Annotated in this window: 27 protein-coding genes and 1 pseudogene; 16 read left to right on the top strand and 12 right to left on the bottom strand. The window is 39.8% G+C overall.

All coding sequences use genetic code 11. From position 1 onward, the window contains the following. The first annotated feature begins 38 nt into the window (after window positions 1-38). Window positions 39-236 carry an HNH endonuclease gene (locus tag ACIG3F_RS13825; RefSeq protein ID WP_396470305.1) on the top strand — a complete coding sequence of 66 codons (198 nt, stop codon included), beginning with the start codon at window positions 39-41 and terminating at the stop codon, window positions 234-236. Between the two features lie 347 nt (window positions 237-583). On the opposite strand, the gene ACIG3F_RS13820 is transcribed toward ACIG3F_RS13825, so the two are convergent. From ACIG3F_RS13820 to ACIG3F_RS13800, 5 genes are all read right to left on the bottom strand, one after another. Continuing rightward, window positions 584-1414: a MetQ/NlpA family ABC transporter substrate-binding protein gene (locus tag ACIG3F_RS13820; RefSeq protein WP_180186141.1), complete on the bottom strand. Its 831-nt coding sequence runs from the start codon at window positions 1412-1414 to the stop codon at window positions 584-586. Window positions 1415-1497: 83 nt separating this feature from the next. Continuing rightward, window positions 1498-2706: an acyl-CoA dehydrogenase family protein gene (locus tag ACIG3F_RS13815; protein WP_180186140.1), complete on the bottom strand. Its 1209-nt coding sequence runs from the start codon at window positions 2704-2706 to the stop codon at window positions 1498-1500. Between the two features lie 21 nt (window positions 2707-2727). After that, on the bottom strand, window positions 2728-3555 hold the full coding sequence (locus ACIG3F_RS13810) for a MetQ/NlpA family ABC transporter substrate-binding protein (protein ID WP_180186139.1): 828 nt from the start codon (window positions 3553-3555) through the stop codon (window positions 2728-2730). 16 nt (window positions 3556-3571) lie between these two features. Beyond that, window positions 3572-4237: a methionine ABC transporter permease gene (locus tag ACIG3F_RS13805; RefSeq protein ID WP_180186138.1), complete on the bottom strand. Its 666-nt coding sequence runs from the start codon at window positions 4235-4237 to the stop codon at window positions 3572-3574. Window position 4238: 1 nt separating this feature from the next. Then, window positions 4239-5000: a methionine ABC transporter ATP-binding protein gene (locus ACIG3F_RS13800; RefSeq protein ID WP_180186137.1), complete on the bottom strand. Its 762-nt coding sequence runs from the start codon at window positions 4998-5000 to the stop codon at window positions 4239-4241. A 446-nt stretch (window positions 5001-5446) separates the two neighbouring features. Here ACIG3F_RS13800 and ACIG3F_RS13795 point away from each other — a divergent pair, with 446 nt between their 5' ends. The 11 genes from ACIG3F_RS13795 (at window position 5447) to ACIG3F_RS13745 (ending at window position 19607) form a co-directional block, all read left to right on the top strand. After that, the gene (locus ACIG3F_RS13795; protein ID WP_396470304.1) at window positions 5447-6436 is read left to right on the top strand and encodes an aliphatic sulfonate ABC transporter substrate-binding protein; all 990 of its coding nucleotides are present in this window, start codon (window positions 5447-5449) and stop codon (window positions 6434-6436) included. Between the two features lie 152 nt (window positions 6437-6588). Continuing rightward, window positions 6589-7485 (top strand): LysR family transcriptional regulator, encoded by an 897-nt coding sequence (locus ACIG3F_RS13790; protein WP_180186135.1) that lies wholly within the window; start codon window positions 6589-6591, stop codon window positions 7483-7485. 117 nt (window positions 7486-7602) lie between these two features. Continuing rightward, window positions 7603-8691 carry an LLM class flavin-dependent oxidoreductase gene (locus ACIG3F_RS13785; protein WP_180186134.1) on the top strand — a complete coding sequence of 363 codons (1089 nt, stop codon included), beginning with the start codon at window positions 7603-7605 and terminating at the stop codon, window positions 8689-8691. A 30-nt stretch (window positions 8692-8721) separates the two neighbouring features. After that, entirely contained in the window at window positions 8722-9714 is a 993-nt protein-coding gene (locus tag ACIG3F_RS13780) for an ABC transporter substrate-binding protein (protein WP_218954445.1), read from the top strand. A 1-nt stretch (window position 9715) separates the two neighbouring features. Continuing rightward, window positions 9716-10270: a cysteine dioxygenase gene (locus ACIG3F_RS13775; protein ID WP_180186133.1), complete on the top strand. Its 555-nt coding sequence runs from the start codon at window positions 9716-9718 to the stop codon at window positions 10268-10270. Between the two features lie 17 nt (window positions 10271-10287). Next, window positions 10288-11871, top strand: coding sequence for a rhodanese-like domain-containing protein (locus ACIG3F_RS13770; RefSeq protein WP_180186132.1), 1584 nt, complete (start codon window positions 10288-10290; stop codon window positions 11869-11871). Window positions 11872-12157: 286 nt separating this feature from the next. Then, complete coding sequence (locus ACIG3F_RS13765) at window positions 12158-13336, top strand: DUF4268 domain-containing protein (protein ID WP_286411960.1); 1179 nt, start codon at window positions 12158-12160, stop codon at window positions 13334-13336. A 38-nt stretch (window positions 13337-13374) separates the two neighbouring features. Next, window positions 13375-15339: a DUF262 domain-containing protein gene (locus ACIG3F_RS13760; RefSeq protein ID WP_396470303.1), complete on the top strand. Its 1965-nt coding sequence runs from the start codon at window positions 13375-13377 to the stop codon at window positions 15337-15339. Between the two features lies 1 nt (window position 15340). Next, window positions 15341-17671 (top strand): DUF262 domain-containing protein, encoded by a 2331-nt coding sequence (locus ACIG3F_RS13755; protein WP_396470302.1) that lies wholly within the window; start codon window positions 15341-15343, stop codon window positions 17669-17671. A gap of 177 nt (window positions 17672-17848) precedes the next feature. Further along, on the top strand, window positions 17849-18535 hold the full coding sequence (locus ACIG3F_RS13750; RefSeq protein WP_396470301.1) for a metallophosphoesterase: 687 nt from the start codon (window positions 17849-17851) through the stop codon (window positions 18533-18535). Between the two features lie 835 nt (window positions 18536-19370). After that, on the top strand, window positions 19371-19607 hold the full coding sequence (locus tag ACIG3F_RS13745) for a hypothetical protein (RefSeq protein WP_034438286.1): 237 nt from the start codon (window positions 19371-19373) through the stop codon (window positions 19605-19607). Window positions 19608-19614: 7 nt separating this feature from the next. Here the strand turns inward: ACIG3F_RS13745 and bioB are convergent, their stop codons facing one another. The 3 genes from bioB to queG all read right to left on the bottom strand — a co-directional run bounded on the left by bioB (window position 19615) and on the right by queG (window position 22174). Continuing rightward, window positions 19615-20616, bottom strand: a complete 1002-nt coding sequence (bioB, locus tag ACIG3F_RS13740; protein WP_310078390.1) for a biotin synthase BioB — start codon at window positions 20614-20616, stop codon at window positions 19615-19617. 133 nt (window positions 20617-20749) lie between these two features. After that, a complete protein-coding gene (locus ACIG3F_RS13735; protein WP_004278929.1) occupies window positions 20750-20953 on the bottom strand; it encodes a hypothetical protein in 204 nt (67 codons plus the stop codon). A 126-nt stretch (window positions 20954-21079) separates the two neighbouring features. After that, window positions 21080-22174, bottom strand: coding sequence for a tRNA epoxyqueuosine(34) reductase QueG (gene queG / locus ACIG3F_RS13730; RefSeq protein WP_396470300.1), 1095 nt, complete (start codon window positions 22172-22174; stop codon window positions 21080-21082). A 23-nt stretch (window positions 22175-22197) separates the two neighbouring features. Here queG and ACIG3F_RS13725 point away from each other — a divergent pair, with 23 nt between their 5' ends. Then, window positions 22198-23655, top strand: a complete 1458-nt coding sequence (locus ACIG3F_RS13725) for an NAD(P)H-hydrate dehydratase (RefSeq protein ID WP_396470299.1) — start codon at window positions 22198-22200, stop codon at window positions 23653-23655. A 10-nt stretch (window positions 23656-23665) separates the two neighbouring features. Next, window positions 23666-23938, top strand: a complete 273-nt coding sequence (locus tag ACIG3F_RS13720; protein WP_180086933.1) for an acylphosphatase — start codon at window positions 23666-23668, stop codon at window positions 23936-23938. 3 nt (window positions 23939-23941) lie between these two features. Here ACIG3F_RS13720 and ruvC read toward each other — a convergent pair whose 3' ends face one another. Then, entirely contained in the window at window positions 23942-24487 is a 546-nt protein-coding gene (gene ruvC / locus ACIG3F_RS13715; protein WP_085064557.1) for a crossover junction endodeoxyribonuclease RuvC, read from the bottom strand. A 125-nt stretch (window positions 24488-24612) separates the two neighbouring features. Between ruvC and ACIG3F_RS13710 the strand changes: the two genes are divergently transcribed. Both ACIG3F_RS13710 and ACIG3F_RS13705 read left to right on the top strand, forming a co-directional pair. Continuing rightward, window positions 24613-25179 (top strand): FxsA family protein, encoded by a 567-nt coding sequence (locus ACIG3F_RS13710; protein WP_153566204.1) that lies wholly within the window; start codon window positions 24613-24615, stop codon window positions 25177-25179. Window positions 25180-25296: 117 nt separating this feature from the next. Next, window positions 25297-25935 (top strand): LysE family transporter, encoded by a 639-nt coding sequence (locus ACIG3F_RS13705; RefSeq protein WP_085064558.1) that lies wholly within the window; start codon window positions 25297-25299, stop codon window positions 25933-25935. On the opposite strand, the gene ACIG3F_RS13700 is transcribed toward ACIG3F_RS13705, so the two are convergent. The 3 genes and pseudogenes from ACIG3F_RS13700 to ACIG3F_RS13690 form a co-directional block, all read right to left on the bottom strand. Further along, on the bottom strand, window positions 25919-26125 hold the full coding sequence (locus ACIG3F_RS13700) for a hypothetical protein (RefSeq protein WP_085064559.1): 207 nt from the start codon (window positions 26123-26125) through the stop codon (window positions 25919-25921). The two genes, ACIG3F_RS13705 and ACIG3F_RS13700, sit on opposite strands and share 17 nt — an antisense overlap. Before the next feature lie 144 nt (window positions 26126-26269). Next, window positions 26270-26515 carry a hypothetical protein gene (locus tag ACIG3F_RS13695; RefSeq protein ID WP_085064560.1) on the bottom strand — a complete coding sequence of 82 codons (246 nt, stop codon included), beginning with the start codon at window positions 26513-26515 and terminating at the stop codon, window positions 26270-26272. A gap of 211 nt (window positions 26516-26726) precedes the next feature. Then, a pseudogene (locus tag ACIG3F_RS13690) lies at window positions 26727-26970 on the bottom strand (IS5/IS1182 family transposase); the annotation flags it as partial.

Below are 26970 nucleotides of genomic sequence, written 5' to 3'. Positions count from 1 at the left end.
CATGGGATGAGTACTTCGACTCCCGATGGGGGAAAAGAATGCTGGTCTCCGCAAAGGGGCGAGCCAAGCTGTATCGGGTGTGGCTAAATCAAGGTGGTCGCTGCTGCGCCTGTCTTAAACCAGTCACCAAAGATACACCCTGGCACAGCCGTCATATTGTGAAGCGAAGTCATGGTGGAACGGATGCAGTTGCTAATCTTGAGATTTACCATCTGTATTGTCCGAGGAGTGTTTAGTTTGCCAATGTCAACGATGTATAACCGGGTGCCGAATGGCGCCTTAGCAGAGGCTTGAGCCGTGTGCTGGGAAACTCGCATGCACGGTTCTTAGGGGGTTGGACGTAGGTAACTGCGTCTGACTACCCGACAATCAGATTTGAATATATTGAGATTTATTACAATCGAATTAGAAGGCATTCTGCCAATAGCTGGTTAAGCCCTGAAGCCTATTAGCAGAAATTTTTAAGAAAATATAGAGGGAACTACTGTCTAGGATCACTTTGCAAAAAGTGCAGAACTTAATCTTTCAAATGATTGGTATAAGTATTCATATACATCCTTATTTATTCAGTTACTCTCAGGTCTCAGCGTTTTGGCCAAGTCACTGTATCTGTGTAATTTTTCAGTACAAACTCGCGGGTATCTTCCGCAATAAATGCATCTTTTACTGCTTGTACCTCAGGCTTTTCAGCAGCCTTGCTATTTGATACTAAGACGCTGTCATACTCCTGATTATCTTGTTCTAAGTAAATCGAATCGCGTTTTGGCAGCAGGTTTGCATGTACCGTATATGCGCCCGCCATAATTGCAAGGTCAGCATCTTTAAAGCTGACTGGCACTAGTGCATGCTCTACTTCAGTAAACTGGAAATCCTTAGGATTGGCAGTAATATCTTTTAAGCTGGTTTTTGCACCAGTATTAGGTTTTAGCTCGATCAGATGCGCGCGTGCTAAGAGGTTCAGCGCACGTCCCCCATTCGAAGGATCTGAAGGAATCACAATTTTCGCTTTATCCGGCAGATCATTGATATTTTTATATTTAGGCGAATAGGCGCCAAACATACCGTTAAAGGTCGAGGTAAGTGCCACCAAATCCCAGTTGTTCAGCTCTTTCGCTGACCGCATATAATATTTATGCTGGAAATAGTTTAAATCCACTTCATTTTCTGCCACGGATTTGTTTGGAATCAGGCCGTCATTGGCATATTTTATTTTCAGCTCAATATTCTGTTTTTTGACCTTTTCACGTACATACTCAGCCACTTGCGGATAAGGAGGATTGTCACGGGTTAGCAGTGTTACTACTTTGATATCACGATTATCAGCAGACACAGTTTTTTCCTGTTTGGAGCAGCCAGCCAACCCAAAGCCGATCGATGCTGTAAGCGCAGCAGTCAACACATATTTAAATTTCATAGATATTCTCTCAAAAGCGCAGTTTTCGCGGTTATTTTAAATAGCGCCCCAAATTTGCAGGACGTTTAAATTACATTGTTGTGTTAGAAATAGCCGACGTTCGGCACTGTTTTTTTGTTGACCAAAATATCGCCCAACACCTTGGCTTTAAGGCTGACTGAGTTGTGCGTTGATAGCGTACGGATATTGCGCCAGTGACGGTCATTTAGCGTATCGCGTCCCATAGCGGAAGCACCGATGACTTCAAACATCAGATTGGCAGCTTTGAGCGCTAGCGGATCAATTGCGACTTTTACTTTTGCGGTATCTGTAGCGGCCTGCTGCAGTACGGCATCATAGTTCGGACGGTTCAGATGCTGGACGACACGGTCTAGTGAGCGCGCTGCTCGCAAAACGGCATTTTCCACAATAAAAGCAATAGAAGAAATTTCCCCTACTTTTTCAAGGAAAAGTGGTTCATCACGCGCCTGTTCGGCATTGCCGTAGCTGAACGTGCGGCCGCGATTGGCCAGTAGCACAGCAGTACGGTCTTCCACAGCTTTGGTCTGACCTGCAATAATGGCCTGAATATACAGCTGCGCAAATGGCTTATTCACCAAGCCGTTTGGTTTAGGCCAGCGGATTTCATCTTCGAAAATAGCGACACGCTTAAACAGTGTGGTGCCGCTGGCGGTGTTGCGCTGGCCGATGCCGAGCCAGTCATCAAAAACTTCTACGCCTTCACGGTCAGTCGGTACTACAACATGGCATAAGGTATCTAAATGGCTTTGCGCAAAAACCATCACATAGTCGGCATGCAATGTGCCGGTGGTGAAATATTTTTTGCCGTCTAAAAACAGCTGGTCGTTTTCATACAGAATATGGGTAATTAGCTTGCCGCTGCCGACATTATACGAAGATGGTTCTGCCAGTGCATTGCTGACAATTTTGCCACTGGCAATACGCTCAAACCATTTCTCACGGTAGGCGGGCTCAGGATGTCTCAGTACATCTTCGGTAAACTGAAAATGCGAATGGAAAATATGCGCCACATCTGAGTCTGCACGGCCTAGTTCGATAATCACGGCAAACAACTCTTCAATGCTAAGCGCCTGACCACCATACTGTTTCGGCAGGCGGAGTGCGCCAATTTTCTTTGATTTTAAATATTGAACAATCTGAGCCGGTGGCTGTTCGCCGTTAGCATCACGAACCGCTAAATCCGTTTTGATTGAATCAATCAGCGCAAGAAATTCTGGATGCTCATGGTAGGAAAGTGCTGTATTTGACACTTCCTTAACTTTAATATTCATAAAACTAGTCTTCCTATACGCTTACTGTTTTTCCCAAGTGACTGTGCCTGAATAGTTTTTCAGTACAAAATCCCGAGTATCATCTGCGGTGAATGCATTTTTAATTATTTGCACTTCAGCTTTTTGCTGTGACTTAGAATTTGCCACTAGCACCGCATCATAATTGTGATTATTTTCTTCCAAATACAGTGCATCCTGCTTTGGCACAAGGCTGGCGTGCGCTGTATATGCACCGTCCATAATCGCTAAATCTGAATCTTTGTAGCTCACCGGCACCAGCGCATGTTCAACTTCAACAATCTGCAAATGTTTCGGATTAGCTTTAATGTCTTTGACACTAGTTTTCGCACCGGTATTCGGCTTCAGCTCAATTAAATGTACTGCGGCCAGGAGGTTCAGCGCCCGACCGCCATTGGATGGGTCAGAAGGAATCACAACTTTGGCTCCATCCGGCAGATCATTTAAGCTTTTATATTTCGGCGAATAAACGCCGAAAATGCTGTTAAATGTGGTGCCGATGGCATTCAGATCCCAGTTATTCAGTTCTTTTGCAGACTGCATATAGGTTCTGTGCTGGAAATAGTTCAGGTCAGTTTCATTTTCAGATACTGATTTATTTGGAATCAGACCGTCAGTGGCATATTTAATGCGTAGTTCAATATTCTGTTTTTTTACTTTGGCTCGGACAAATTCAGCAATTTGCGGCAGCGGTGGATTGTCACGCGTCAGCAAAGTTACTACTTTGATAGCATCAGTGCCCGCAGCAGTGTTTTCCTGTTTTGAACAGCCAACTAATCCCAGACCAATGGATGTGGTTAATGTTGCCGTCAATGCATATTTAAATTTCATTTTTTAAGTTAATCCCTTAAATACGTTTGTCTAAATGCTTCACAAAATAGTTGCCAGTAAATTGAATGATCTGAACAATAAAAATAATGATAAGCACAGTGATAATTAGAATGTCCGTTTCAAAACGATGGAAACCGTACCGGATAGCAAAATCGCCAATACCACCACCGCCCACAATGCCAACAATCGTGGAATAAGAAAAATAACTCACCGTCACAATGGTGATGGAGTTGACGATCGCTGCGCGTGCTTCTGAAAACAGCACTTTATGCACGATTTGAAATTTGGTTGCACCCATGGCTTCTGCTGCCTCAATCACACCACGGTTGACCTCTAATAATGCAGCTTCGACAAAGCGAGCAAAGTAGGGAATACAACTGATAGTCATTGGAACAATGGCTGCTGTAGTACCGATAGATGTTCCGACAATTAAACGGGTCAAAGGCACAATGGAAATGGCTAAAATCAAAAATGGAAAAGAACGGATAAAGTTCACCACCGCATTTAAAACTCCATTCAGCAACTTATTGCTGGAAATTGAGCCTTCACGGGTTAGATACAGCGCCGTGCCAACGATGCCGCCAAAAATAATTCCCAGTACAATAGTCACGGACAACATATAAAAGGTTTCGCCCAGCGCGGTTTGAATTTCAGGCCAAACGCCAATTACTTTTTCGTACATATTAGGAAGCCTCTTTTAAGCTGGTACTGATGTCATTGAGCAGTAATTTAGAAATAATAGATTTGACCGGTTGGCCGATCGGCTGGGTGAGATCAAACTCTTCAATCACTTGACCATGTTCCATCACTGCTACACGATTGCAGATTTTGTGCACCAGCTGCATTTCATGCGTCACAATTACAATTGTGATGCCGAACTGTTTATTGATCTTTGCCAGATAATGTAGAATAGATTCTTTGGTTTGCGGATCTACCGAAGATGTCGGCTCATCGCAGAGCAGGATTTTTGGCTGGGTCACAATGGCACGGGCAATCGCGATACGCTGTTTTTGACCACCGCTGAGCTGGCTTGGGAAAGCATTTTTTTTATCCAATAGATCGACAATTTCAAGGCATTCTAGCGCGCGTTTACGGCGTTCTGCTTTCGATACACCGGAGAATTCTAAAGGCAGTTCAATGTTTTCAAGTGCTGTGCGGTTAGTTAGCAGATTAAAATGCTGAAAGATCATGCCAATGGATTTACGCTGTTCAAGTAACTGTTTTTTAGACAATTGAAGCAGAGAATCACCTTGGATTTTAATGTCACCGCTATTCGGGCGTTCCAGCAAGTTAATCATGCGCAGTAGGGTTGACTTTCCTGCACCACTGAAACCAATGATGCCAAAAACATCGCCTTGATGAATATTCAGGCTGACATCAGATACGGCGGTAAACTGACTGTCCTTTTGTACAAATACTTTATTCAGATTCTGTAGTTGTATCATCGTTTATTCTCTATGTTGACCTATCATCATGGATACGGTTGCTCTATAACAGTCAACATAGTGCAAAATTAAGCATGTTTAAAATAAATATTATTAATTAATTTATATTAAAAAAATGAATACTAAATCAGTGGTTAATTAACCGCGGTATAGCGAGTGGAAAAATATATTGCTATGAGTCTGAAAACCATTCAAAGAGGAAAGAAATTTTCTGTTAAGCTAAAAATTATTAATTTAATAGAATATATTTCAATGCTTTATGGTTTTTAGTTCAACTAATAATGTTTTGGAAAAGAGGAAATAAAAGATTTTTTTATTTTTGTGAATGTATACACTGAAATGATTATTCTTATTTTCGTCTTTTAATATGAAATTAACTTATTTCGTTTTGTACAGAGCTTATTTCTAGAATGCGCTGAAATTGAATCCTTCGATTTCATTCATGGATGTGGGCGCAAATGACTAGAATTTTATTTTTCTTCTCACTGATATTCAGTGTTTTTACCTTAACAGCCTGCAACAAGGCTGAACAGCCAGCAATAGAAGTAAAGCCTGTTGATGCAGTACATTCGAGCATACGCATTGGTTATCAGCGTTCATCAACTTTAATGACTTTATTAAAGGAATCGGGCGAACTTGAGCAGGAACTTGCAAAGTACAATGTCAAAGTTAACTGGCATGAATTCACAAGTGGTCAGCCTCTTTTGGAAGCATTGAATGTTGGTAGTATTGATGTCAGCGCCGATGTTGCGGATACCGTTCCAGTTTTTGCTCAAGCAGCTAAAGCGGAGCTAACTTATTATGCAAAAGAAACGGCGTCACCGCATGCGCAAGCAATTTTAGTCCCACAAAACTCTAAAATCAAAACACTGGTGGATTTAAAAGGAAAAAAAATTGCAGTGACTAAAGCGGCTGGCAGTCACTATTTACTGATCGCGGCTTTAAACAAAGCTGGTTTAAGCTTTAAGGATATTCAGCCAGCTTGGCTTAGCCCGGCAGACGGCCGTGCAGCTTTTGAACATGGCGGTGTAGACGCTTGGGTGACTTGGGAGCCCTATGTATCAAGTGGTACAGTTATTCAGCATGCGAAGATTTTGGGAACGGGTGAAGGACTTGCAAGCTATACGCGTTACTATCTCACTACACACAGGTTTGCAGGAAAGCATCCAGAAGTTTTAAAGCTGATCATTGTTGAATTACAGAAAAAAGCACAATGGGTTAAAGAGCACCCTGACGATGCTGCAAGAATTCTAAGTCCTTTATGGGGTGACTTACCGCAAGATGTGGTACTGAAAGCGAATGCAAATCGAAGCTATAACGTACAGCCTGTGATTGTAAGTGATATGGCTGAACAACAAAAGATTGCAGATACTTTTTACAGCGAAAATCTAATTCCAAAAACAATTAATGCAAAGAACTCTGACATTTTTCAATAATGAGTCTAGACTTCGCATAGAATAAGTTCTGGAATTTTTAATTAAATTTCAGAACTTTTCATTTTGTACCGTTTGGATTTCAAATTGGGTTTCTTGTAAGATTTTAATAGTGCAGCAGGCTGCAGTGCCATCATGCCGAGGTTTAATTTTCAATGAAGATTGAAGACATTCACGCTTTTACTGCATTTGTTAAATTGCAATCTACCAGTCTAACAGCACAGCAATTAGGTATTACCCAACCCGCTGTTACGCGCCGTATTCAAAACTTAGAACAATCTTGTGCTGTCCAACTTTTTGACCGTAACACAAGACCTTTAAAGCTCACTACAAAAGGGCGTGAAATTTATGAACAATGCTGTGTGATTGAGCATGAATTCAATAGCCTGAAACAAATCATTGCACTGCAAAGCCAGGCTGAAACACTGTTGAGAATCGGTATACCTAATAGTTTGTCAGAATCTGGTATTTTCGGCATGTTGCAAGAACTTCAAAAAGATTTTCCTTCTGTCAAAATTGAAATCAGCACTGGTTGGGGGAAGGACTTGTTGTCTAAATTGGCGCAAGGTGAACTGGATGGTGTTATTTCAACTGCAAAGGAACACAGTGCATTTCCAAAAAATTATTCACTAAAAATTATGGGTGCATTGCATATCCGACCTGTAGTGTCTAAGACCTTAAGTAAATCGGGTATATCAACGTGGGAAGACTTGCAGGAATTGGGCTGGATTTTAAACAATGAGGGCTGTGGTTTCCGTCAGTTCTTGACTGATCAGCTAGAACTGCAGCGTCAGTGTTTAAATTTAAAAATAGAAGTTACTGGTGCCAGTATTCAGTTGGATCTAGTGCGTCAAGGTATTGGTGCAGGCTTTTTTGCGCAGGAATTGATCTCAAAAAATCCACATTTTGCACAGATGTCGATCATAGATGTCGAAGAATTGAATTTGGACGTAATCGTCTATAATGCGCGCCGTGAAGACCTCAGCCAAACACAGACTGAAGTTTTTGATGTAGTGATGGAACGCTTTAACCAGCAGTTAAATTTAGCATAATTTCAAAATCACATCTTATGCATAAATTTAATATTAGTTTATTATAAATATTTATTTTACGCATATTGTTTAATTGATTACAGTTGTTTCAAGTTCTAATAAATAATGGAAATTGAAATGACAATTCAAATCTTAGGCATGATTGGTCACCGCAAATCTTCTGAAATTATTCCTGCTGAAGGCCCAGTATTTGACGCAGATTATGTGGCGGCTTTTGCCAAGGCGCATGAAGACGCGGGTTTTGACCGTGTATTGATTGGGCAGTGGTCAGATCAGCCAGATGGCTTTATTGTTGCAGCACATGCTGGTGCAAATACCACAAAATTAAAATTCCTTTTGGCTCACCGTCCAGGCTTTATTGCACCGACTTTAGCGGCCCGTAAATACGCAACTCTGGATCAATTGTTGAAAGGTCGTTTAGCCATTCACGTGATTACTGGCGGCAGTGATCCAGAACAGCAGCGCGATGGTGATTTCTTAGGCAAAGCAGAGCGCTATGCGCGTACCAAAGAATTTTTAGACATCGTTAAATTGTCATGGTATAGCAATCAACCTTTCCAATATCAGGGTCAGTATTACCAAGTTAAAGATGGTTTTTCTGAAATCAAACCTGCACAAACTCACCTTCCTGTCTATTTTGGCGGTTCTTCGCAAGAGGCTTTGAATGTTGCAGCGGAGCATGCAGATGTATTTGCACTATGGGGTGAGCCTTTAGCTGAAGCGGCTGATTTAATTGAAAAAATACAAAGTAATACGGGGCTATTTTCGCGTCAAAATCCGCTTAAATACAATATTTCATTCCGTCCGATTATTGCTGAAACTGAAAAATTGGCTTGGGAAAAAGCACAACACATTTATGAATTGACGCGTCAGCAAATTGAAGATCGAGGAATACGTCAAGACAAACAAACTGCACAAAGTGTGGGAGCACAACGTTTGGTTGATCTATCTAGAAGAGAAGTACATGACCGAAATTTGTGGACAGGGATTTCTAGCTTGGTACATGGCAACCACAACTCGACAGCATTGGTCGGTACGCCGGATCAAGTGGCTGAATCTATCGCAGACTATTACAAGCTTGGGATTAGCAGTGTATTAATTCGTGGTTTCGATCCCCTGAATGACGCAGTGGAATATGGCCGAGAATTATTGCCAAGTATCCGTGAAAAAACAGAGGCTTTAGATAAATTAAATAAGATTGCTTAAAGCAGTTTGTTGAACTCAGGAATCAGCACGATGAAAAAAATAATGATTGGTGTTTTAACAGCAGCGGCCGTGGTATTCACGGGCTGCTCGAAACAACCAAAACAGGCAGCTGCAGGAGATGCGCAAAAGCCAGTGTCACATGACCAAGTTGAACTAAAAATTGGTGACCAAAAGGGCAGTATGCGTGCTCAATTAGAAGCATCAAAATTGCTTGATGGAATAGATTACAAAATTTCATGGTACGAATTTCCAGCGGCAGCACCAGTCGCAGAAGCACTTAATGTCAATGGGATTGATATCGGTTACTTAGGTGATGCACCGTTTATTTTTGCCAATGCCAACGGTGGGCATGCTAAAGCGATTGCGGTCAATCGTTATGATCCATATGCGGTTGCTTTGCTGGTACCTAAAGATAGCCCAATTCGATCGATTCAAGATTTAAAAGGTAAATCAGTCACAGCAAACAAAGGTTCAATTGGTCAACTCGTGACACTGCGAGCACTTGAGCGTGCAGGGTTAAAAGCGGAGGATGTGGCGTTTAAATTTTTGCCCCCTGCGGATGGAAAGTTGGCTGTATCAAATGGTTCGGTGGATGTTTGGGCTGTTTGGGATCCATACACAGCCTATGCAGAAGTTATCGATGGTTTTCGAATTATCGAAAATGGTCGTGGTTTATATTCTGGTTTTACCTTCCTAGCTGGCACTCAAAAAGCGTTGCAGGATCAGCAGAAACGCATCGCTATTCAGGATTTTATTTACCGTTTAGAAGAGTCACAAGAATGGGTCAACAAAAACTATCAATCTTTTGGTAAAGATTTAGCCAAAATAACTGGCATTCCAGAAGAGCCTGCAACACTGGCATTCAAACGAAAAAATGCCAAATGGACTGCGATTGAAGATGATGTCATCACAACGTCACAAGCAACTGCTGATTTTTATCTGAAGCATCAGTTACTGAATCAAAAAATTGATGTCAGTAGTTTATTTGATCGTGAATTTAAAACCAAACAATCAGGGAAATAAAATGTCAGCACAGATTCAAGCCTTGCAACCTGTAATTCATGCCATTGAGCAAGGCTTGGCGCAGCAGTTGGATGAGCAAGATTTAATTCAGTCATTTCTGCCTCAGTTTAAACAAAGTCTGCAGAATTCGGCATGGCTAGATGCTGAATTTAAACAGCCTCATCCACAATTTTATCAGCAATATTTATTGTATCTCGATCCTGAAGAGCGCTTTTCCATCGTTAGTTTTGTCTGGGGTCCAGGACAGAAAACCCCAATCCATAATCATGAAGTCTGGGGCGTAATTGGTGTGTTGGAAGGTGCAGAAGTATCTACTGGATTTAAGCGCGATGATGTAGGCCTGCATGAAATTTTACCAAAAGACCATTTAGCGGTCGGCGACATTGACTGGTTTAGCCCAGCATCAGGTGATATTCATGCTGTGGAAAATGCCTTTGATGATCAGGTATCGATCAGTATCCATATTTATGGCGCTAATATCGGAAAAGTCGAACGCTTTACCTATCAGCTGGACGGCACAGCGAAACGCTTTATTTCTGGCTATTCAAATATTTAAAAGAGTGATGTTCAAGAATGAAAACGATTCAATATCAAGAAATCCGTGAAAAATTATTAGCTGGCGAAGAAATTGCCATTGTCGATTTAAGGGAAGAGCATATTTTTGCACAAAACCATCCTTTATTTGCCAGTAATATTTCGCTTTCACGTTTGGAAATTGAAATCTATAACCGTATTCCGCGTCTAGATACGCAAGTGGTGATTTACGATGATGGCGATGGACGTATAGAGCGCGCTTATGCAAAATTAGCTGAATATGGCTATACCAATGTCGCTGTACTGGAAGGTGGTATTGAAGCTTGGCAGCGCGACGGCGGTGAGTTGTTTATCGATGTGAACTCTGCAAGCAAAGCTTTTGGTGAATGGGTAGAGCATTTTAAATGCACGCCATCTTTAAGCGCGGAAGAGCTTCAGGCAAAGATTGACAGACAGGAAAATATTGTCATTTTAGATGCACGCCGTTTTGATGAATATCATACTATGAGTATTCCAACAGGTATTAGTGTTCCAGGTGCAGAATTGGTATTTCGCGCGCCATCTTTGGTAAAAGATCAAGACACGACGATCATTGTAAACTGCGCTGGCCGTACTCGCAGTATTATTGGCGCACAGTCTTTAATCAACGCAAAACTACCGCATAAAATCTTTGCTTTGCGTAATGGTACTATTGGCTGGACATTGGCTGAGCAGAAACTGGATCATGGTCAACAGCGCTCTTATGCCGATACGGATACTGAAATCAATGCAGAAGCAAAACAAAATGCTGCTGAGATAGCGGAAAAGGCTGGTGTGAAGCAAATCAGTTTTGAACAACTACAAGAATTGCAGTTAGAACAGGAAAAAACGACGTATGTATTTGATGTGCGCAGTGAACAGGAATATACGACAGGGCATCTTGTGGGTAGTCGCTGGGTCGTAGGTGGTCAATTGGTACAGGAAACAGATCATTATGCAGCGGTACGCGGCGCACGTATTGTCCTAGTAGATGATCAGCAAGTACGTGCAAATATGACTGGTTCTTGGCTTGCGCAAATGAATTGGGATGTATATGTACTGAATACTGATGCAAATGCTTTATTGACTGAAACAGGTGGCTGGAAGCCCGCTGTGCCAGCGATTTCAATTGATCAATATTTAAGTTCTGAACAGTTACAGGAATTAAAAGCCTCTCAGAATATTGCGATTTGGGATTTCACAACTGCCGCTAACTTTAAAAAAGGTCATATTCCAGATGCACAGTGGATTTTAAAAGCGGATGTGCCTAAAGTACTGCATCAAGCTAAATTTGCTGATAAAGATGCGATTGTGGTGACTTGCGGTTCTAGTTTACTTGCACAATATGCTGTTCCTGAGATTCAAGCACATCTGAAAGATGGTCAGAAAGTTTATGTACTACAAGGTGGAAATGGAGCTTGGGTTAAAGCAGGATTACCGATCGCAACTGACTTGGATTTGTTGTCTGAAGAAATTGACCGTTACAAGCGACCTTATGAAGGAACAGATAATTCTAAAGATGCGATGCAGGCGTATTTGGATTGGGAATTCGGTTTAGTCGATCAATTAAAAAAAGATGCAACGCATGGTTTTTTTGTTGTATAGGACTTTTAAAATTTAAAAAAAATTCAGGCATAGCCAGAACTGTGCCTGAAGTCTCTACTTCTTCAATTTTGAATTTTTCCGGGTATTGTTTGCTACTGCTCATAAACACCTCGTTAATTAGCCATTTTATCTAACAAAAGAGTTATTAATACAATTCATTGAGGACTAGCTTTTACATAGCTTAGTTTTTAAGAGAAAAATATCAGATTTGATGACATCACGAATCTATAAAATAAGATAAAATAATAATTAACAATGATTTATTAAATAAATGCGTTCGTTGAATATGAGCTTATATATAGTAGATACAGCAAACAAAAACCTGAAACCATTAGATGGTACAAAACTAAGCGAACAAAAATTTAAAGAGCGAGATGATTTACAAGAATGGCTCGTTAGCCATCCAGAAGCGTTGGGCGAAGAACTACTGATTATCCAAAAAGAATTCGATGGTTTTGATGGTACGGGTGAACGACTAGATCTTTTGGCATTGGATACCCAAGGTCACTTAGTTCTTATTGAAAACAAACGTGACGACAGTGGACGTGATGCCGTTTGGCAAGCGCTTAAATATGCATCCTATGTAGCGCCGTTTACATCAGATGATATTGAAGATGTATTTGCAAAGTACTTGCTCAAAAATAAGCCCGAATATTCTGATCTTGATGATAATGCCTTTGATACCGATCAAGTTCACAACACAGCAAAATTACTTATTCAGCGTTTCTTGGAAAATAATCAAGAAACAGATATCCAAATAACCACACTGAATCCACGTAACAGCCAGCGCATCATCTTGGTAGCAGGTGAGTTCCGCAGAGAAGTCACGAATACGGCGCTATGGCTGCTTGATCGTGATATTGATGTGAAATGCGTAAAAGTATCGCCCTATATGTTGAATGGGCAGTTGCTAGTAGACATTAAGCAAATTATTCCAGTCCCTGAAGCATCTGAATATATGGTGCGATTAACGCGTAAAGAGGCTGAACAAAAGTCGGTACAAGTAAATGACAGAGAGTTATCAAATCTAAGATTTCGATATTGGGAACAGCTTTTAGATTTTTTTGCAAAAAACAAAAATAACTCATTTATCAATACCGGTCCAACACGAACAAGTTGGATTTCTATAGGAGCTGGTATAGCGCATTGTTATTTTAATTTGGTTTTTACTCAAAATAAGTTAAGGGTAGAGTTGGAGTTAATACGAAAGGAAGCATCTGAAAATAAAAAATTATTCGATTTTTTTTATACACATAGACAGCAAATCGAGCAAAATTTTGGTCATGAATTATTGTGGCTTAGACTGGACGAAAAAATATCATCAAGAATTGAATTCATTATAAAGGTTGATGGATATAACGAAGTATTATGGCCGAAGCATGCTCAATGGCATTTCGAACATGTGCAAAAACTCGAACAGACATTTAAGTCTTACATGACTGATGTTTATCAAGTGATTAAATAATTTTTTTAAATTGGTTCAAAAGAATAGAGGGAAAGGCTTTGGAAGCTGAAAAACTACTGTCAAAAGTTCAAGAAATTTTAAGACAAAAGCCTGATTTATTTGAAATTGCAGAAAGCTCTTTAAGTGATCTAATTAATGATTTAGAGCAAAGAAAAAATTCTCTTGAACTTAAGAGCATCGAGAAGTTAAGAAACAAATACTTTTTTGTAGACAGCTATCAGCGTGGCTATAAATGGAAGCCCCAACAGGTTAAAGCATTATTAGATGATATTGATGAGTTTAAGCTTGAAAGAGCTTCTGATTTTTATTGTTTACAACCTGTAGTGGTTAAGCGAACAAAATTGGTTGAGCAAGGTGATGCTCAATATTATTGGGAGCTTATAGATGGTCAACAGCGTATGACCACGATTTTTATTATTTTAAGTTACCTGAATAAAGACAGGTTTTTCCACCTAAGATATGAAACCAGAAAAGAAAGCACAGAGTTTTTAAATCAATTATCTCATTTGACAGAAAATGTTAGTGAGACTCCTTTAAGTACAATTGATAGTTATTATTTTTTTGAAGCTTACAAGGCCGTCGAGCAATGGTTTTTGAAAAAAGAGGAGGAAGCAGGGTTTAGCCGTGAGGATTGGCAGTCCAAGCTTTTAAAGAATACTAAAGTGATTTGGTATGCAGTTCGTAGTAAAGAAAACGAAGATTCTAGAAAACAATCTATAGAAATTTTTACTCGCTTGAATCAAGGTAAGATTCCTTTAACAGATGCTGAATTACTTAAAGCTTTGTTTCTACAAAACATAGTCAAAGCTTATGAAAATCCAGAAGTTGCTATTCAAAAACAGATTGAAATGGCAAATCAGTGGGATTTAATCGAACAATCCTTACAGGATGAAGATTTTTGGGCATTCTTAAGTCCGCATAAAGGTACGAATAAATATACGCGTATTGAATTGATCTTTGATTTGATTGCACAAAAATCTAAGTCGGAACATTCAGCCATTGAGCAAGATCATCAAACTTTCCTTTATTATGCAAGCAAGTTCAAAAGTGATGTCAATTCCAAAGAACAACTTAAAGAAGTCATCGAGTCAATTTGGCAAGATGTATTGACTGGTTTTCAACGCTTAAATGAATGGTATCAAGATGATCATCTTTATCATTTAATTGGTTATTTAATCGGTCAGAAATATAAGAAGATACAGAACCTTTGGGAAGCGGCTAAGGGAAGTAAACGAGATAATTTTGAGCATGTATTGATTGGCTTTATTGAAGAAGAACTTAAAACCATTTTTAAGCAAAAAAAAGAAGATAAGGAAATTTTGGCTTTTGAGGCTATTGATTATGAACGTAGTAATGTACGACCAAAACTGATCTCATTATTAACGTTGTTTAATATTTATCGCCATGAGCAACAAAGAACACGTTTTCCGTTTAAACAATATTATGCGTGCAAATGGGATATTGAGCATATACATGCCCAGCAAAGCCCAGAACTTTCGCAAGAGGATAAGTTAAAAAGTTGGTTTGAAGACCAGGATAAAATCATTAACAATGTACCTAGTGAAGATCAAGCTGGTTTAAGGGCAGCACTGGATAAATGTAAAGTGGCCGACAGGAATGAGTCTGATCTCTTACAAAATGAATATCTGAATGAGTTATACGCCGTAGTGGGTGAGACATCTGAAAATGTCCATACACTTGATAACTTATGTCTTCTACCAGATGAAATTAATCGTTCGATCGGTAATGCTCCTTTCTTTATTAAACGCCAAGACATTATTAGTAGTGAACAAGAATGGGAACAAGGAAATAGCGAAACAGACCTGAAAACCAGTTTTATACCTTTAGCATCTCAACAGGTATTTTCAAAGTACTTTAGTCAGGATGTAAACCAAATGTTGAAATGGGGTACTTCTGACAGGGATGCATATAAAAAAGCTTTAATAGGTTGTTTTAAAAGATATGGTATTCAACTCAACCATATCGGAATAGGGAGAGAATAAGATGGCGACATTCACATTATGGAATACCTTACAGCAATATAAAGTTGTTATTCCTATCATTCAGCGTGATTATGCCCAAGGTCGAAAAGATGACCGCCAAATTGAACAGATCAGAAAAGGCTTTGTTAAAAACTTGTTTGATCATCTTGTTTCCTTAGACCCTTTAGAATTGGACTTTATTTACGGCGCCTTACATCAAGATGAATTGGAATTGTTGGATGGTCAGCAGCGATTGACGACTTTGTTCCTGTTGCATTGGTATCTGGCAAATAGAACTGAAGAACAACTTCAGAAAATTGAAGTTAAAAAACATCTAGGTCAATTCACTTATCAAACTCGAGCAAGTTCGAGAATGTTTATTTCTGCACTCATTCAGCATGGTCATGAGATACAGGCAAAACAGGTAACTAAGGGTAATAAGCTGTCTACAGTGATTGAAAATGAGGCTTGGTATTTAGCTGTTTGGAAAAAAGATCCTACAGTTATGTCGATGTTGACGGTGTTGGATGAAATTCACAGTCAGTTTCAAAAATTAGTAGATGCCTCAGGAGTAACTGCAATTGGCTTATGGAAAGCCCTGACAATAGACCAAGTACTTTGTTTTTATCTGCTGCCAATGAATGACTTTGCGCTGAGTGAGGAACTTTACATTAAGATGAATGCTAGGGGTGTTCAGCTTACTGAGTTTGAAAATTTTAAAGCTTGGTTCCAGGGATATTTAGAAAAATCTATAGATGCTGAGATTAGAAAAGATTTCTTTAATCAAATAGATCGGGACTGGACTGATTACTTATGGACCTTGAGGCAGTCTTCAAGTAAAAGCGATGAAACTAACAAGCCTCAAAATCTCAATTTTGATGAGATGTATATGCAGTTCTTTAAGTCATGCTTATTGTGTCATAGTTATGTATTGGCAACATTAAAAAATTCAAAAACAGAGAGCACATATGACAAAGATGAAAAAAGTTTAGTCAGCCGTTTAAGAAAAAACCTAATTATTACAACAGATGAATATGAAATGTTGTTGGGAAATGCGGATTCACAAGCGCAGATTATGCAAAATATTTTTAGGCTTTTTGAGTTTCTAAAGAACTATAGTGGTGAAGGAAATATCCAGGACATTTTACTGAATATTTTTAACTCTAAAGATAGTTCTTATGAAGCTCAGGCACAATTTGCAATTCTCTATTTTTATAATGCAAATATTAATAATGAAAGCCAATTCGATGATTGGTTTAATGTTACAAAGCGATTAGTCAATAATGCCAAAAACTATTTTAATGCTGAAAAAGATTTAATTAGTGTTTTGGATGCAATCAATCACTTGTCAGTGGAAATTGCTGAAAATAATATTTTAGATAAAATCCGTTCATTGACTGAGACGAGTGAAATATTTAAAAAACTTACTACGGCATTTGATAAACAGCATATTGAGCATGAAATAGAAAAAGCAGAGTTGATACATCATAATGCAGCATGGAAATCACTATTTAGAAAGTATGAGAAACATGACTACTTCTATGGGCAAATCAGTTTTTTAATTGATTATGCTAAAGATGAGGAGAATCAAAATGTTTCTATGGATGTATTCACGAAGTATGCAGAAATCTCCAGTAAAATTTTTACTGATAAATTTCTTAAAGATGAAGATTATATTTTCCATAGAAGCTTATTAAGTATTGGAGATTATTTAGTAAAGGATGGATCTAACTGGAGTTTTGGTCGACAAGTTTTTAATACAGTTCGTCAAAGAAATGAAAATTGGCGAAAAGTATTTGAAGATAAAGACAGATGTAAAATGCTTAAAACTTTACTAAATCAAATAAATGAAGGTAATGAGTTTGAAAGCTTGAAAAATATTATTTCAAATAATATTAGCCAGATTGAAGACTGGCGTAGTTATTTCATTAAAGAACCTAAGACTATTAAATATTGTCAGAAATATCAGATACGTTTCCATAATGAAAACGAAATTTATCTACTAAGTTCAAGACAAATGAATGGTGCTCATGCTGAACTAAGAACGTATGTTCTATATTCAAAGCTGCTTAAAAATGGTTTCGACGAATCTAAAGTACAGTATGTTGAAGTTGCTACCAGTAGTGAAAATCCTTCACTAATCGTAAAGTCAAAGGATTTACCTACTTTAAGAGTAAAATTTGAAGCAGGTTCATTTAAAAATGACTTCCTGATGCAAGATTCAGTAATTAATGAGGAGAACGGATCTGAATATACAGAGCTATTGATAAGACCGGAATATGCAGAAGTTATAGATTTAGAAAAAGAATTAATGAGTTGGGTTGAAGTACAAGAAGTAGAGGAAGTTGCATAAGAGTAAGTTAAACAGATAGAAAAGCTTTAAAAGTGGTAATTGAAAAGGTGTTGCTCAGGAAATGTATAAAGGACATTCGACAAAACATGACTGAATAACACCTTTAAATCAAAGTTTGTGGATAGATTGTCATTAGATATATATCTTATATACGGGATAACTAAATAGGATTAGTTGATGACTAATCGCTTAATTCTACATTTCGAACTAAATCCTCAGATACGATTGTATATCGTAGGGGATCTTCACGGTTGTTATAGCCTTTTAATGCAAGAACTTCAAAAAATTAATTTTGATTTTGAAAATGATGTACTCATTTGCACAGGAGATTTGGTCGATCGTGGTAATGAAAATCTTGAATGTATTTCATTACTAGATCTGCCATGGTTTCGCGTCGTTCGTGGGAATCATGAGGAGATGTGTATAAGAGGCCAGTATGACTCTAAAATTAGAGATATACATGAACGAAATGGCGGAGAATGGTTCTATAAGTTATCAAAGCAAAAGCAGCTTGAAATTATTAATCTTTTTAAAGAATTGCCATTAGTAATAGAAGTTGGATTAGCAAATAAAAAGATAGGTATAGTTCACGCTGACATTGATATCAATGATTGGAATAGCTTTAAAGAAGATATAGCGAAAGGCGATTATAAAATTCCTGGAATCACATCGGCTTATACAAATGCTTTGTGGGGGCGGGGGAGAATACGTCATCACTCAGACTACTATGATATCGTCAAAAATATTGATGAAATCTACCTTGGACATACCATCGTAAAAGAACATACTCAAATCGACAATTGTCACTATATTGATGTCGGCTCATCCTTCACTAAAAGACTATGTATTATTAGAGTTCAATAAAAAATTGATGTAGTGGGGGAGTAAAGTGGTATTAAATAGTTTGATTGATCAAAAAAGAAGCATTTGAATCGTGTATCCTGCTTTGTATCCTGATTTTTTTACTTAAAAATTAATTTATTAAAAACAATGGGGTAGGGGATTGTTTTCGTCTGTCTGGGCCCACCATATAAAACAACCCCTTACGTGCATTAATCGTAAGGGGTTTTTTGTTTTTGGATATTATGAAATCTGAAGTAAGCAATTCACTTAATTGATCGTCGTTCTTATCTCGAAGGACTTAAAATGGGTTGCCTCCACTGATAATGAACTTTTCTAGTTTGCCTTTCAATAAAGATTCTTCGTTACCAGCTTAATAAAAAAGCATCTCCCGCAGATATTACTTTTGTTATCTAAATTCCATAAACATCCTCTTTAATCAAAAAAAAAGTTCATATTTATGAAATAATTGTGATGTAGTTCAAAGAATATCTGCAAAAAAAGTGAAAAGTAGATGAAATGCATTTTACAACTGAAAAAATTATGCTAATTAATATGAGATGATTTTTTAGTCAAAAATCATGATGTTTCAGGACGGAATATCTTAAGAAGCGTATTAAAAAAATGATTAAACAGGAGTTTCAATGATGCTTCAGCTTTTAAGAAAATTGTTTTGTTTGCATATTTATGAATATGAGCAAATGCAAGAAATCGGGGAACACAGGGAGTGTCGTAAGTGCGGTACGAATAAGGACTAAAGTTTTTGCAAGAAAAGTGAGCAATGGCTCACTTTTTTATGCTTGTTATGGGCTAATTTCCGTTAAAATTAAAGGGAAATTTCAACATGATGAACAGGCATATGAGCAAAGATTTTCATGCAGATACCTATATCGTCGACAGCAACCTGGCAGATACGCTGCACTGGCTCAGCCTGCATCAAGATAGTTATGACTCCTTTAGCTATGATGCAGTCACGCAAGCGCTGATGGTGCATCATGCCAATGGAGTAGATCAAATCCGAGTCGGAGATTATCTGAATGCCCGTTATGGCATTTTAATTACTGCACATAACTTTTCTGCGAGTTCATCAACTTAAACAGTTGTTAGCTTGCCATGGCATCTGTCGCTAAGCTGCGAACACTTGGTTTTGGCTGTTCAGCGACTAGACCTAATTTTGCAAAAAGTTGCTGATCCCGGCCTTGGGATGTATTAGGGGTCGTCAGCAGTTTTTCACCAGAAAAAATAGAATTGGCACCAGCCATAAATGCCAAAGCCTGATCCGAATCGCTTAAGGATTCACGCCCTGCAGAAAGGCGAATATAGCTTTTAGGCATCAACAAGCGTGCTACGGCAATGGTACGAATCCACTCAATCACATCCAGTTTTTCTACATCTGCCATCGGTGTGCCTTCAATCGGGACCAACATATTGATCGGCACAGATTCCGGATGAATCGCCAGAGTTGCAAGTTCATACAATAAACCGATCCGGTCATCACGGCTTTCACCTAGACCAACAATACCGCCACTACAGACTTTCATACCCGCCTGACGCACATGATCCAAAGTATCCAGACGATCATCAAAGCTACGCGTGCTGATGATATATGAATAGTATTCACGAGAAGTATCCAGATTATGGTTGTAATAATCTAGTCCAGCATCTTTCAAGCGTTCAGCCTGAGATCCATTTAGCATCCCCAGTGTCATGCAGGTTTCCAGACCGAGTGCTTTAACTTCACGCACCATTTCCAGCACATAAGGCATATCGCGTTCATGCGGGTTGCGCCATGCAGCCCCCATACAGAAACGTGAACTTCCTGATGCCAGCGCCTGTTTTGCTTCCTGAATCACTTTATCGACCGCAATGCGTTTTTCAGCTTCCAGTTTGGAATCATAATGGGCTGATTGTGAGCAGTATTTACAGTCTTCAGGACATTTACCGGTTTTAATCGAGAGCAGGGTACTCACCTGAACGGTATTGGCGGTGAAATGTTCACGATGAACCTGTTGCGCCTGAAACACTAAATCCATTAAAGGCTGCTGATAAAGTGTTTGTATTTCTTCACGTGACCAATCATTGCGTACCGCATCACTACTGTTCATCTCTTTCCCTAACTGTGTTTATTTATCATTCGGTTCATCTTAATAAAAATTCGCCCTTGCTTCACTAGCAAAATATGACCTTATATAAATGACAAAGCCCACACGAGGTGAGCTTTGTTTTTCAGTTACCAGATTATTTATTACTGTGATTTCCATGAATATCCTGGCCATGCAGATCACTACGGTGCTGCTTGTTAAACACACGCTGATCCTGTTCATGCTGATTATTTTTTGGGGAATTAATCGGGCCATGTTGCGGCTGCTGCTGTTGTTGCTTCTGCTGGTCATGCTGAAGCTGCTCCAACAGTTCTTGATTTGGATTTTTTGATGACATCATCTTTCCTCCACTTCATTTCTGACTATTTTTATTTATGCCATAGTCTGAAACACGGGTGTGTAAGGCTTTTAAGTGAAACTGTGAATCTAGGTAAAGTTGAAATATATTTTTAAGGGCGATAAAAAATTAGCTGGATTTTGCCAGTTGTTCTTGAATGGCCCAATCGATATGTACCTGCACAATTCCATCATGCTGATCACGCTGTTGCTGAAGGGCCTGAATAATCTGCCCATCAAAGGGTGCATTGCCCAAACCAATCGCGATATTGCGCATAAAGCTTTGGTAACCCGTACGACGCATAGGGCTGCCTTCAGTCGAACTTAAAAAGGTGGCTTCATCCCATTGCCATAAATCCAGTAAACTCACCTGATCCAGTCCATGCCGTGGATGAAAATCCTCTACCGACGTGACTTGGGCAAAACTGTTCCATGGACATATCAGCTGGCAATCGTCACAACCAAAAACCCGGTTACCAATTCCGCGTCGTAAATCTTCGGGAATGATGCCTTTATATTCGATGGTCAGATAGGCGATACAGCGTCGTGCGTCCAGCATGTACGGTTCTACAATGGCTTGAGTCGGACAGATGTCGATACACGCGGTACAGGAGCCACAATGTTTCGTCGCAGGTTCATCAAAAGGCAGTTCCAGTGAAGTAAGCAGTTCACCCAAAACAAAGAATGAGCCTGATGTTTTATGAATCAGAAGGGTGTGTTTACCTGTCCAGCCCATGCCGGCACTTTCAGCCAGCGATTTTTCAAAAATTGGCGCAGAATCGGCAAATGGGCGTGATTCAAAATCTCCGACTTTTTCCCGGATTTTTGTTGCCAAGGTTTTCAAGCGACCCCGCATGGTTTTGTGATAATCCCGGCCACGAGCATAACGCGCAATAATGGCAGAATTGGGTGCATAAGGGATATAACGTGGTTCTGGTGCCTCGACCAGATAATTCATACGCACACAGATAATGCTGCGTGTGCCGGGAACCAGTAAGGCGGGATTGGCACGTTTTTCTAGATTATCTTCCAGAAACTTCATGTCACCCTGATAACCACGATCCAGATATTCCTGTAAGCGTGCTAATTCTGCTTGAGCATCCGGTTTGGCAATGACACAATCAGAAAAACCCAATTCTAAAGCCTGCGCTTTAATCCATGCTTTTAGCTCGGCTGGATCTTGTTGATAAACTTGAATTTGCGGGTGAGAATCGGGAGTTGTCATAAACCAAAGACAGGGAATAAGAAATGCAGCAACAAGTTTACCATAGCCGCGATCTACAAGCATGGGAGCAGCGCTGGTTTCAGCAGCAAAATAGTTCCTACGGTTTAATGCAACAAGTCGCCTGGGGGATTAGTCAGCGGCTGATCACTTTATTTTCTCAGCAAAAAATAAAAAAAATCGCGGTCTGCTGTGGTCAGGGCAATAATGCCGGCGATGGTTATCTGGTGGCCAAATATTTAAAACAAGCCGGTTTTCAAGTTGATATTTATGCAGCTGAACTGGGCAGTTCCAAAGATCTGGCATCGGCTGTGCAGGAAGCCAAGCAAGCCGGTTTGCAGCCTTATTCACATTTTAATTTTCAATCTGAATATGAGGTCTATATCGATGCCTTATTCGGAATTGGTCTAAACCGTCAGCTGGATTCTGACTGGCAAAATGTTATTCAAACGATCAATCAGCAAACTGGACTCAAAATCTCAATTGATATTCCGAGTGGATTGGATGCCAATACCGGCCAGCCTTTGCCTGCTGCGATCAAAGCTGACTATACTTTCACGGGTTTGGGGCTCAAGGCAGGATTGTTTACTGGACAAGGCAAAGAATATGCGGGCAACATCGAACTAATCTCTGCTATTCCAACAGACGCAGAAATTCAACCGATTGCCCAGCTTGCATCACATCAGATCCAATTACCCAAACGCCAAGCCTTTGGTCATAAAGGTAGTTATGGTCATGTCTTGGTGATTGGTGGACATGCCGATATGGGCGGTGCTGTGATTATGGCAGCAGAAGCAGCATTTGCTGCCGGAGCAGGTAAAGTCACCATCGTTTGTGATGCAAAACACCACACCGCGATTTTGTCACGTGCACCGAATATCATGCTGCGTGATATCAATCTTTTAACTCAGGAACAACGCCAAGCACTGATTCAGCAGGTCGATGCAGTGTGTTTTGGTATGGGATTAGGTCGTGATCGTGGGGCAAAAGCGCAATACGAAATCTGGTTTGAGCTGATTCAGCAATCTGATCTAGAGGTTATTTTGGATGCAGATGCGCTGTGGTTTTTAGCCCAACAGCCGCAAGTTTTGAATTCCAAGACCTATGCGACTCCGCATCCTGGGGAAGCAGCCACGTTACTGGCATGTAGCACTGTGGAAGTCGAAATGGATAGGATTGCAGCTATTCATGCCCTGCAACAAAAATATCAGGGACAGTGGGTGCTAAAAGGTTCAGGATGCCTGATTCTGGAAGAAAGGCTTTACATCTGCAATGCCGGGAATGCCGGTATGGGAACTGGCGGAATGGGGGATGTGCTGGCCGGAATGATTGCCAGTTTAAAGGCACAATTTGCACAAACCATCCATTTGCATGAAATTGTGACGCTACATGCTCTTGCAGGTGATGAACTGGCCAAAAATGGCCAACGTGGTTTGCAGGCTCAGGATATGAAACATGCGATTTATCAGGTGGTGAATCGCTAAGGAGAATAGTGTGCCAGTCATCAAACTGAATATTTCAGGCCAAGTACAAGGAGTCGGATACCGCTACTGGTTTGCCGAGCAGGCTCAAGGACTTGGACTGAAGGGACATGTGCAGAACTTAAGTACGGGTGAAGTGGAGGCTGTGATGGTTGGAACAGATTCTCAGCTTCAGGAAATGATTGCACGAAGTTGGCAAGGGCCTGCTCGTGCAACTGTACAAGCGATTATTCAGGAATATCTGAAATACGATCTAAATGTTCAAGACTTTAAAATATTGCGTTAAACCTTAGCGACGACGGCTGCTGACACGACTACGGCCACGTGCCATACCGCCCAGCGCATTCAATACCGCCATTTTACTCATACTTCCTGAGGCGTGGGCATGACAAATAGCAGCAGCTAAAGCATCGGCGGCATCCTGCTGCGGTTTGATGCTGAGTTTTAGAATATTCATCACCATCATCTGTACCTGTTCTTTATCTGCAGCGCCGTAGCCAACTACAGACTGCTTGATCTGGCGCGCGGTATATTCAGCGACTTTCAAATCCAGATTGACCAGTGCAGCAACAGCAGCACCACGAGCCTGACCAAGTTTTAAGGCAGAATCCGGATTTTGTGCCATAAAGACCTGTTCGACTGCAGCTTCAGTAGGGCCATAAAATTTTACAATGCGCTCCACGCCGGCAAAGATCCGTTTTAAACGTTCAGGCATTTCTTTCGTTTCTGTTCTGATGGTGCCGGCATCAACAAAAGTCAGTTTGGAGCCGTCTTTTTCGATAATTCCGTAACCGGTTAAACGAGAACCGGGGTCAATCCCAATAATTAATGACATGCCCGCACTTTAAAAATAGAATAATGCCCATATTGTTACATAAGCGTATCAAAAAAGCTTGATCCTGATGAAGCAGTTGATTCCAGCATCCTATTATTTATTTTACTGAGATTAGATTAATTTTCATGAAATTATTTCTTATTATCCTTGCAGGCTTAATCCTAGAAGTATTTGTCTGGATTGGCGTGGGTGACCTCGTCGGGAGCATGTGGTACGTATTTTTCTGGTTTGTAGCCGCATTTTTTATTGGTATGAATCTGATCCGTAAATACTCGGCCGGTGTCATGCCACAGATGCAGCAAATGCAAATGGGGCAGATGAGTGCAGACCCTGCACTAACAGGAAATTTACCTAAAATTCTGGCAGGTTTTTTTCTGCTTATTCCTGGATTGATTACCGATGTATTGGCAGTATTGATGCTTATTCCAGCGGTTCAGCAGGTCTTTAAAGCTGCCATGATGAAAGCGATGATGAAGCGTCAGCAACTCATGATGGAGAAAATGATGGGTGGCATGATGGGCGATATGGGTGGGGCACAAGGCCAAAATCCATTTGCCGAGATGATGCGTCAAATGCAGGATATGCAAAATCAGCAATCAGGTCGCGGTGATTCCACCATTATTGATGGTGAAGCACGTGAAGTGAGACCTGAGGCGAAAAAAATTGAAATGAAAGATATCAATCCGAAATAATTATTTTATTTAAAAAACTCTATTCAAGCCGAATCTGATGATTCGGTTTTTTATTGGAACTTTCTAATATCTTTGAACAAACGTTATAATATATTTTTATAACTTCACCGTATTTTAATGTCTCTGCTTTTTACGATCTGTCTCCTGCATTTTGTTGCTCAACTGAGTCCTGGCCCCGATATTTTGCTCATTGCCAAAAGTGCCGCATCTACCACACGCCAGAATGCCCTGAAAGTTATTGCTGGGATCTCTGCCGGTATTGTGGTTTGGGTAGTACTGACACTTGCGGGTTTTACCGTGTTAATTGACCAGTTCCCATGGATTCAGCAAGCCTTAATGCTTTTGGGTGGTATGTTCCTGGCTAAAATGGGGTGGGCCATGTTAAAGGGTGGTGTGCATAGCTTTAAAAACAGACATCAGACTGACGACGATACAAATGGACAGATGCAAGCTAAAAACTATTTTATGCTGGGCTTATGGACCAATCTTTCTAATCCTAAAACACTGATCTATTTTAGTAGCGTATTTTCACTGGCCTTGAGTTCGTCTGCTTCTGATTATTTGAAAGCACAGCTGGCAGTGATTATTCCTTTGCAGACCTTTATCACCTTCGCTTTATTGATGCTGTTGATTTCTCAACCAAAAATTAAAACCTTGTACCAGCGTTCGGGGAGTTATATTGATATGATTTCAGGCGGACTATTTCTGCTATTTGCATTGTGGTTATGGTATGACGCACTTATTCTGATGAATTAAGTGGTATATCTTCATTTAATGCTGGAGAAGTTGGTGAGGCTGAGATAGGAGAGGCTAAATTGTCTAGTGTTTTAACCGCCGTTTGATAACGATTAGGCTTTAAGGTGGTTTCAGTATTTTCAGAGCCTTGATAACTGCGGCTACGGTTAGCGCGCTCACGCAATCCACCTTTTTTAATTAACTGAACCATGGCACATCTCTCATTCAAATCCACAGCTATTGTAAATCAAATCTGGATTTGATGAGGCCATTTTCCGCATCGCTATTTGAATTATTCAAGAGTAATAAAAAGACCTGTTTGAACCAACAGGTCTTTGCTGTGAGGTGAATAAATTTAGCGAAGTCTTTTATCTTCTTCTTTTAAAACGTCCAGTATAGAGTGTTGTACGGGAACTTCTTGTTGTGACTGCACATACAAATGCACGACTTTAAACACGATTGCTGTAACGAGGCAGGCTACTAGACATAAAATCCAGAAACCAAAAGGGCTGCGAATATGATGTGAGCCACAGTTTGAGCATGATTTTTCTGTAGAGTCGACTACTTTTTCACAGCAGGCACAATGATATTGATACTGCATTTTTCTTCTCCCAGGATGTTATCCTTTTTATTCTTCGATCATGAAAGATGATTTGTTGCTCTATCATAGGAGAGCTTTTCTAGGCTGACAAGACGAGATTGCCGATAATTACATAGTATCTATATAGGATAAAAATTAATTACATGACTAAGATCATATCAAGAAAATGATTAAATGATTCATTATTTGAAAATATAGGGTCTGTTGACACTTACTGTTCATAATTAACCCTATAAAGGTAGCCATAAAAATATACAGGCTAAAGCAACAGAACTTTGATAATTTCTTTTCAGCTTGTCATATCGAGTAGCTATTCCTCTAAATTGCTTTAATCTACAAAACATATTTTCAACTAAATGCCTGATTTTATATAAATACCAGTCCATATGATCATTGTTCGATTGGGTGGTTGTTTTGTTTGGTATATGTGGTTTAGTCGGTGGTTTGGTGAGCTG

This window comes from Acinetobacter sp. NPDC052428, from assembly GCF_044547685.1.
Classification (GTDB): Bacteria; Pseudomonadota; Gammaproteobacteria; order Pseudomonadales; family Moraxellaceae; genus Acinetobacter; species Acinetobacter lwoffii_G.
This window is presented reverse-complemented; position numbering and strand designations above follow the sequence as displayed.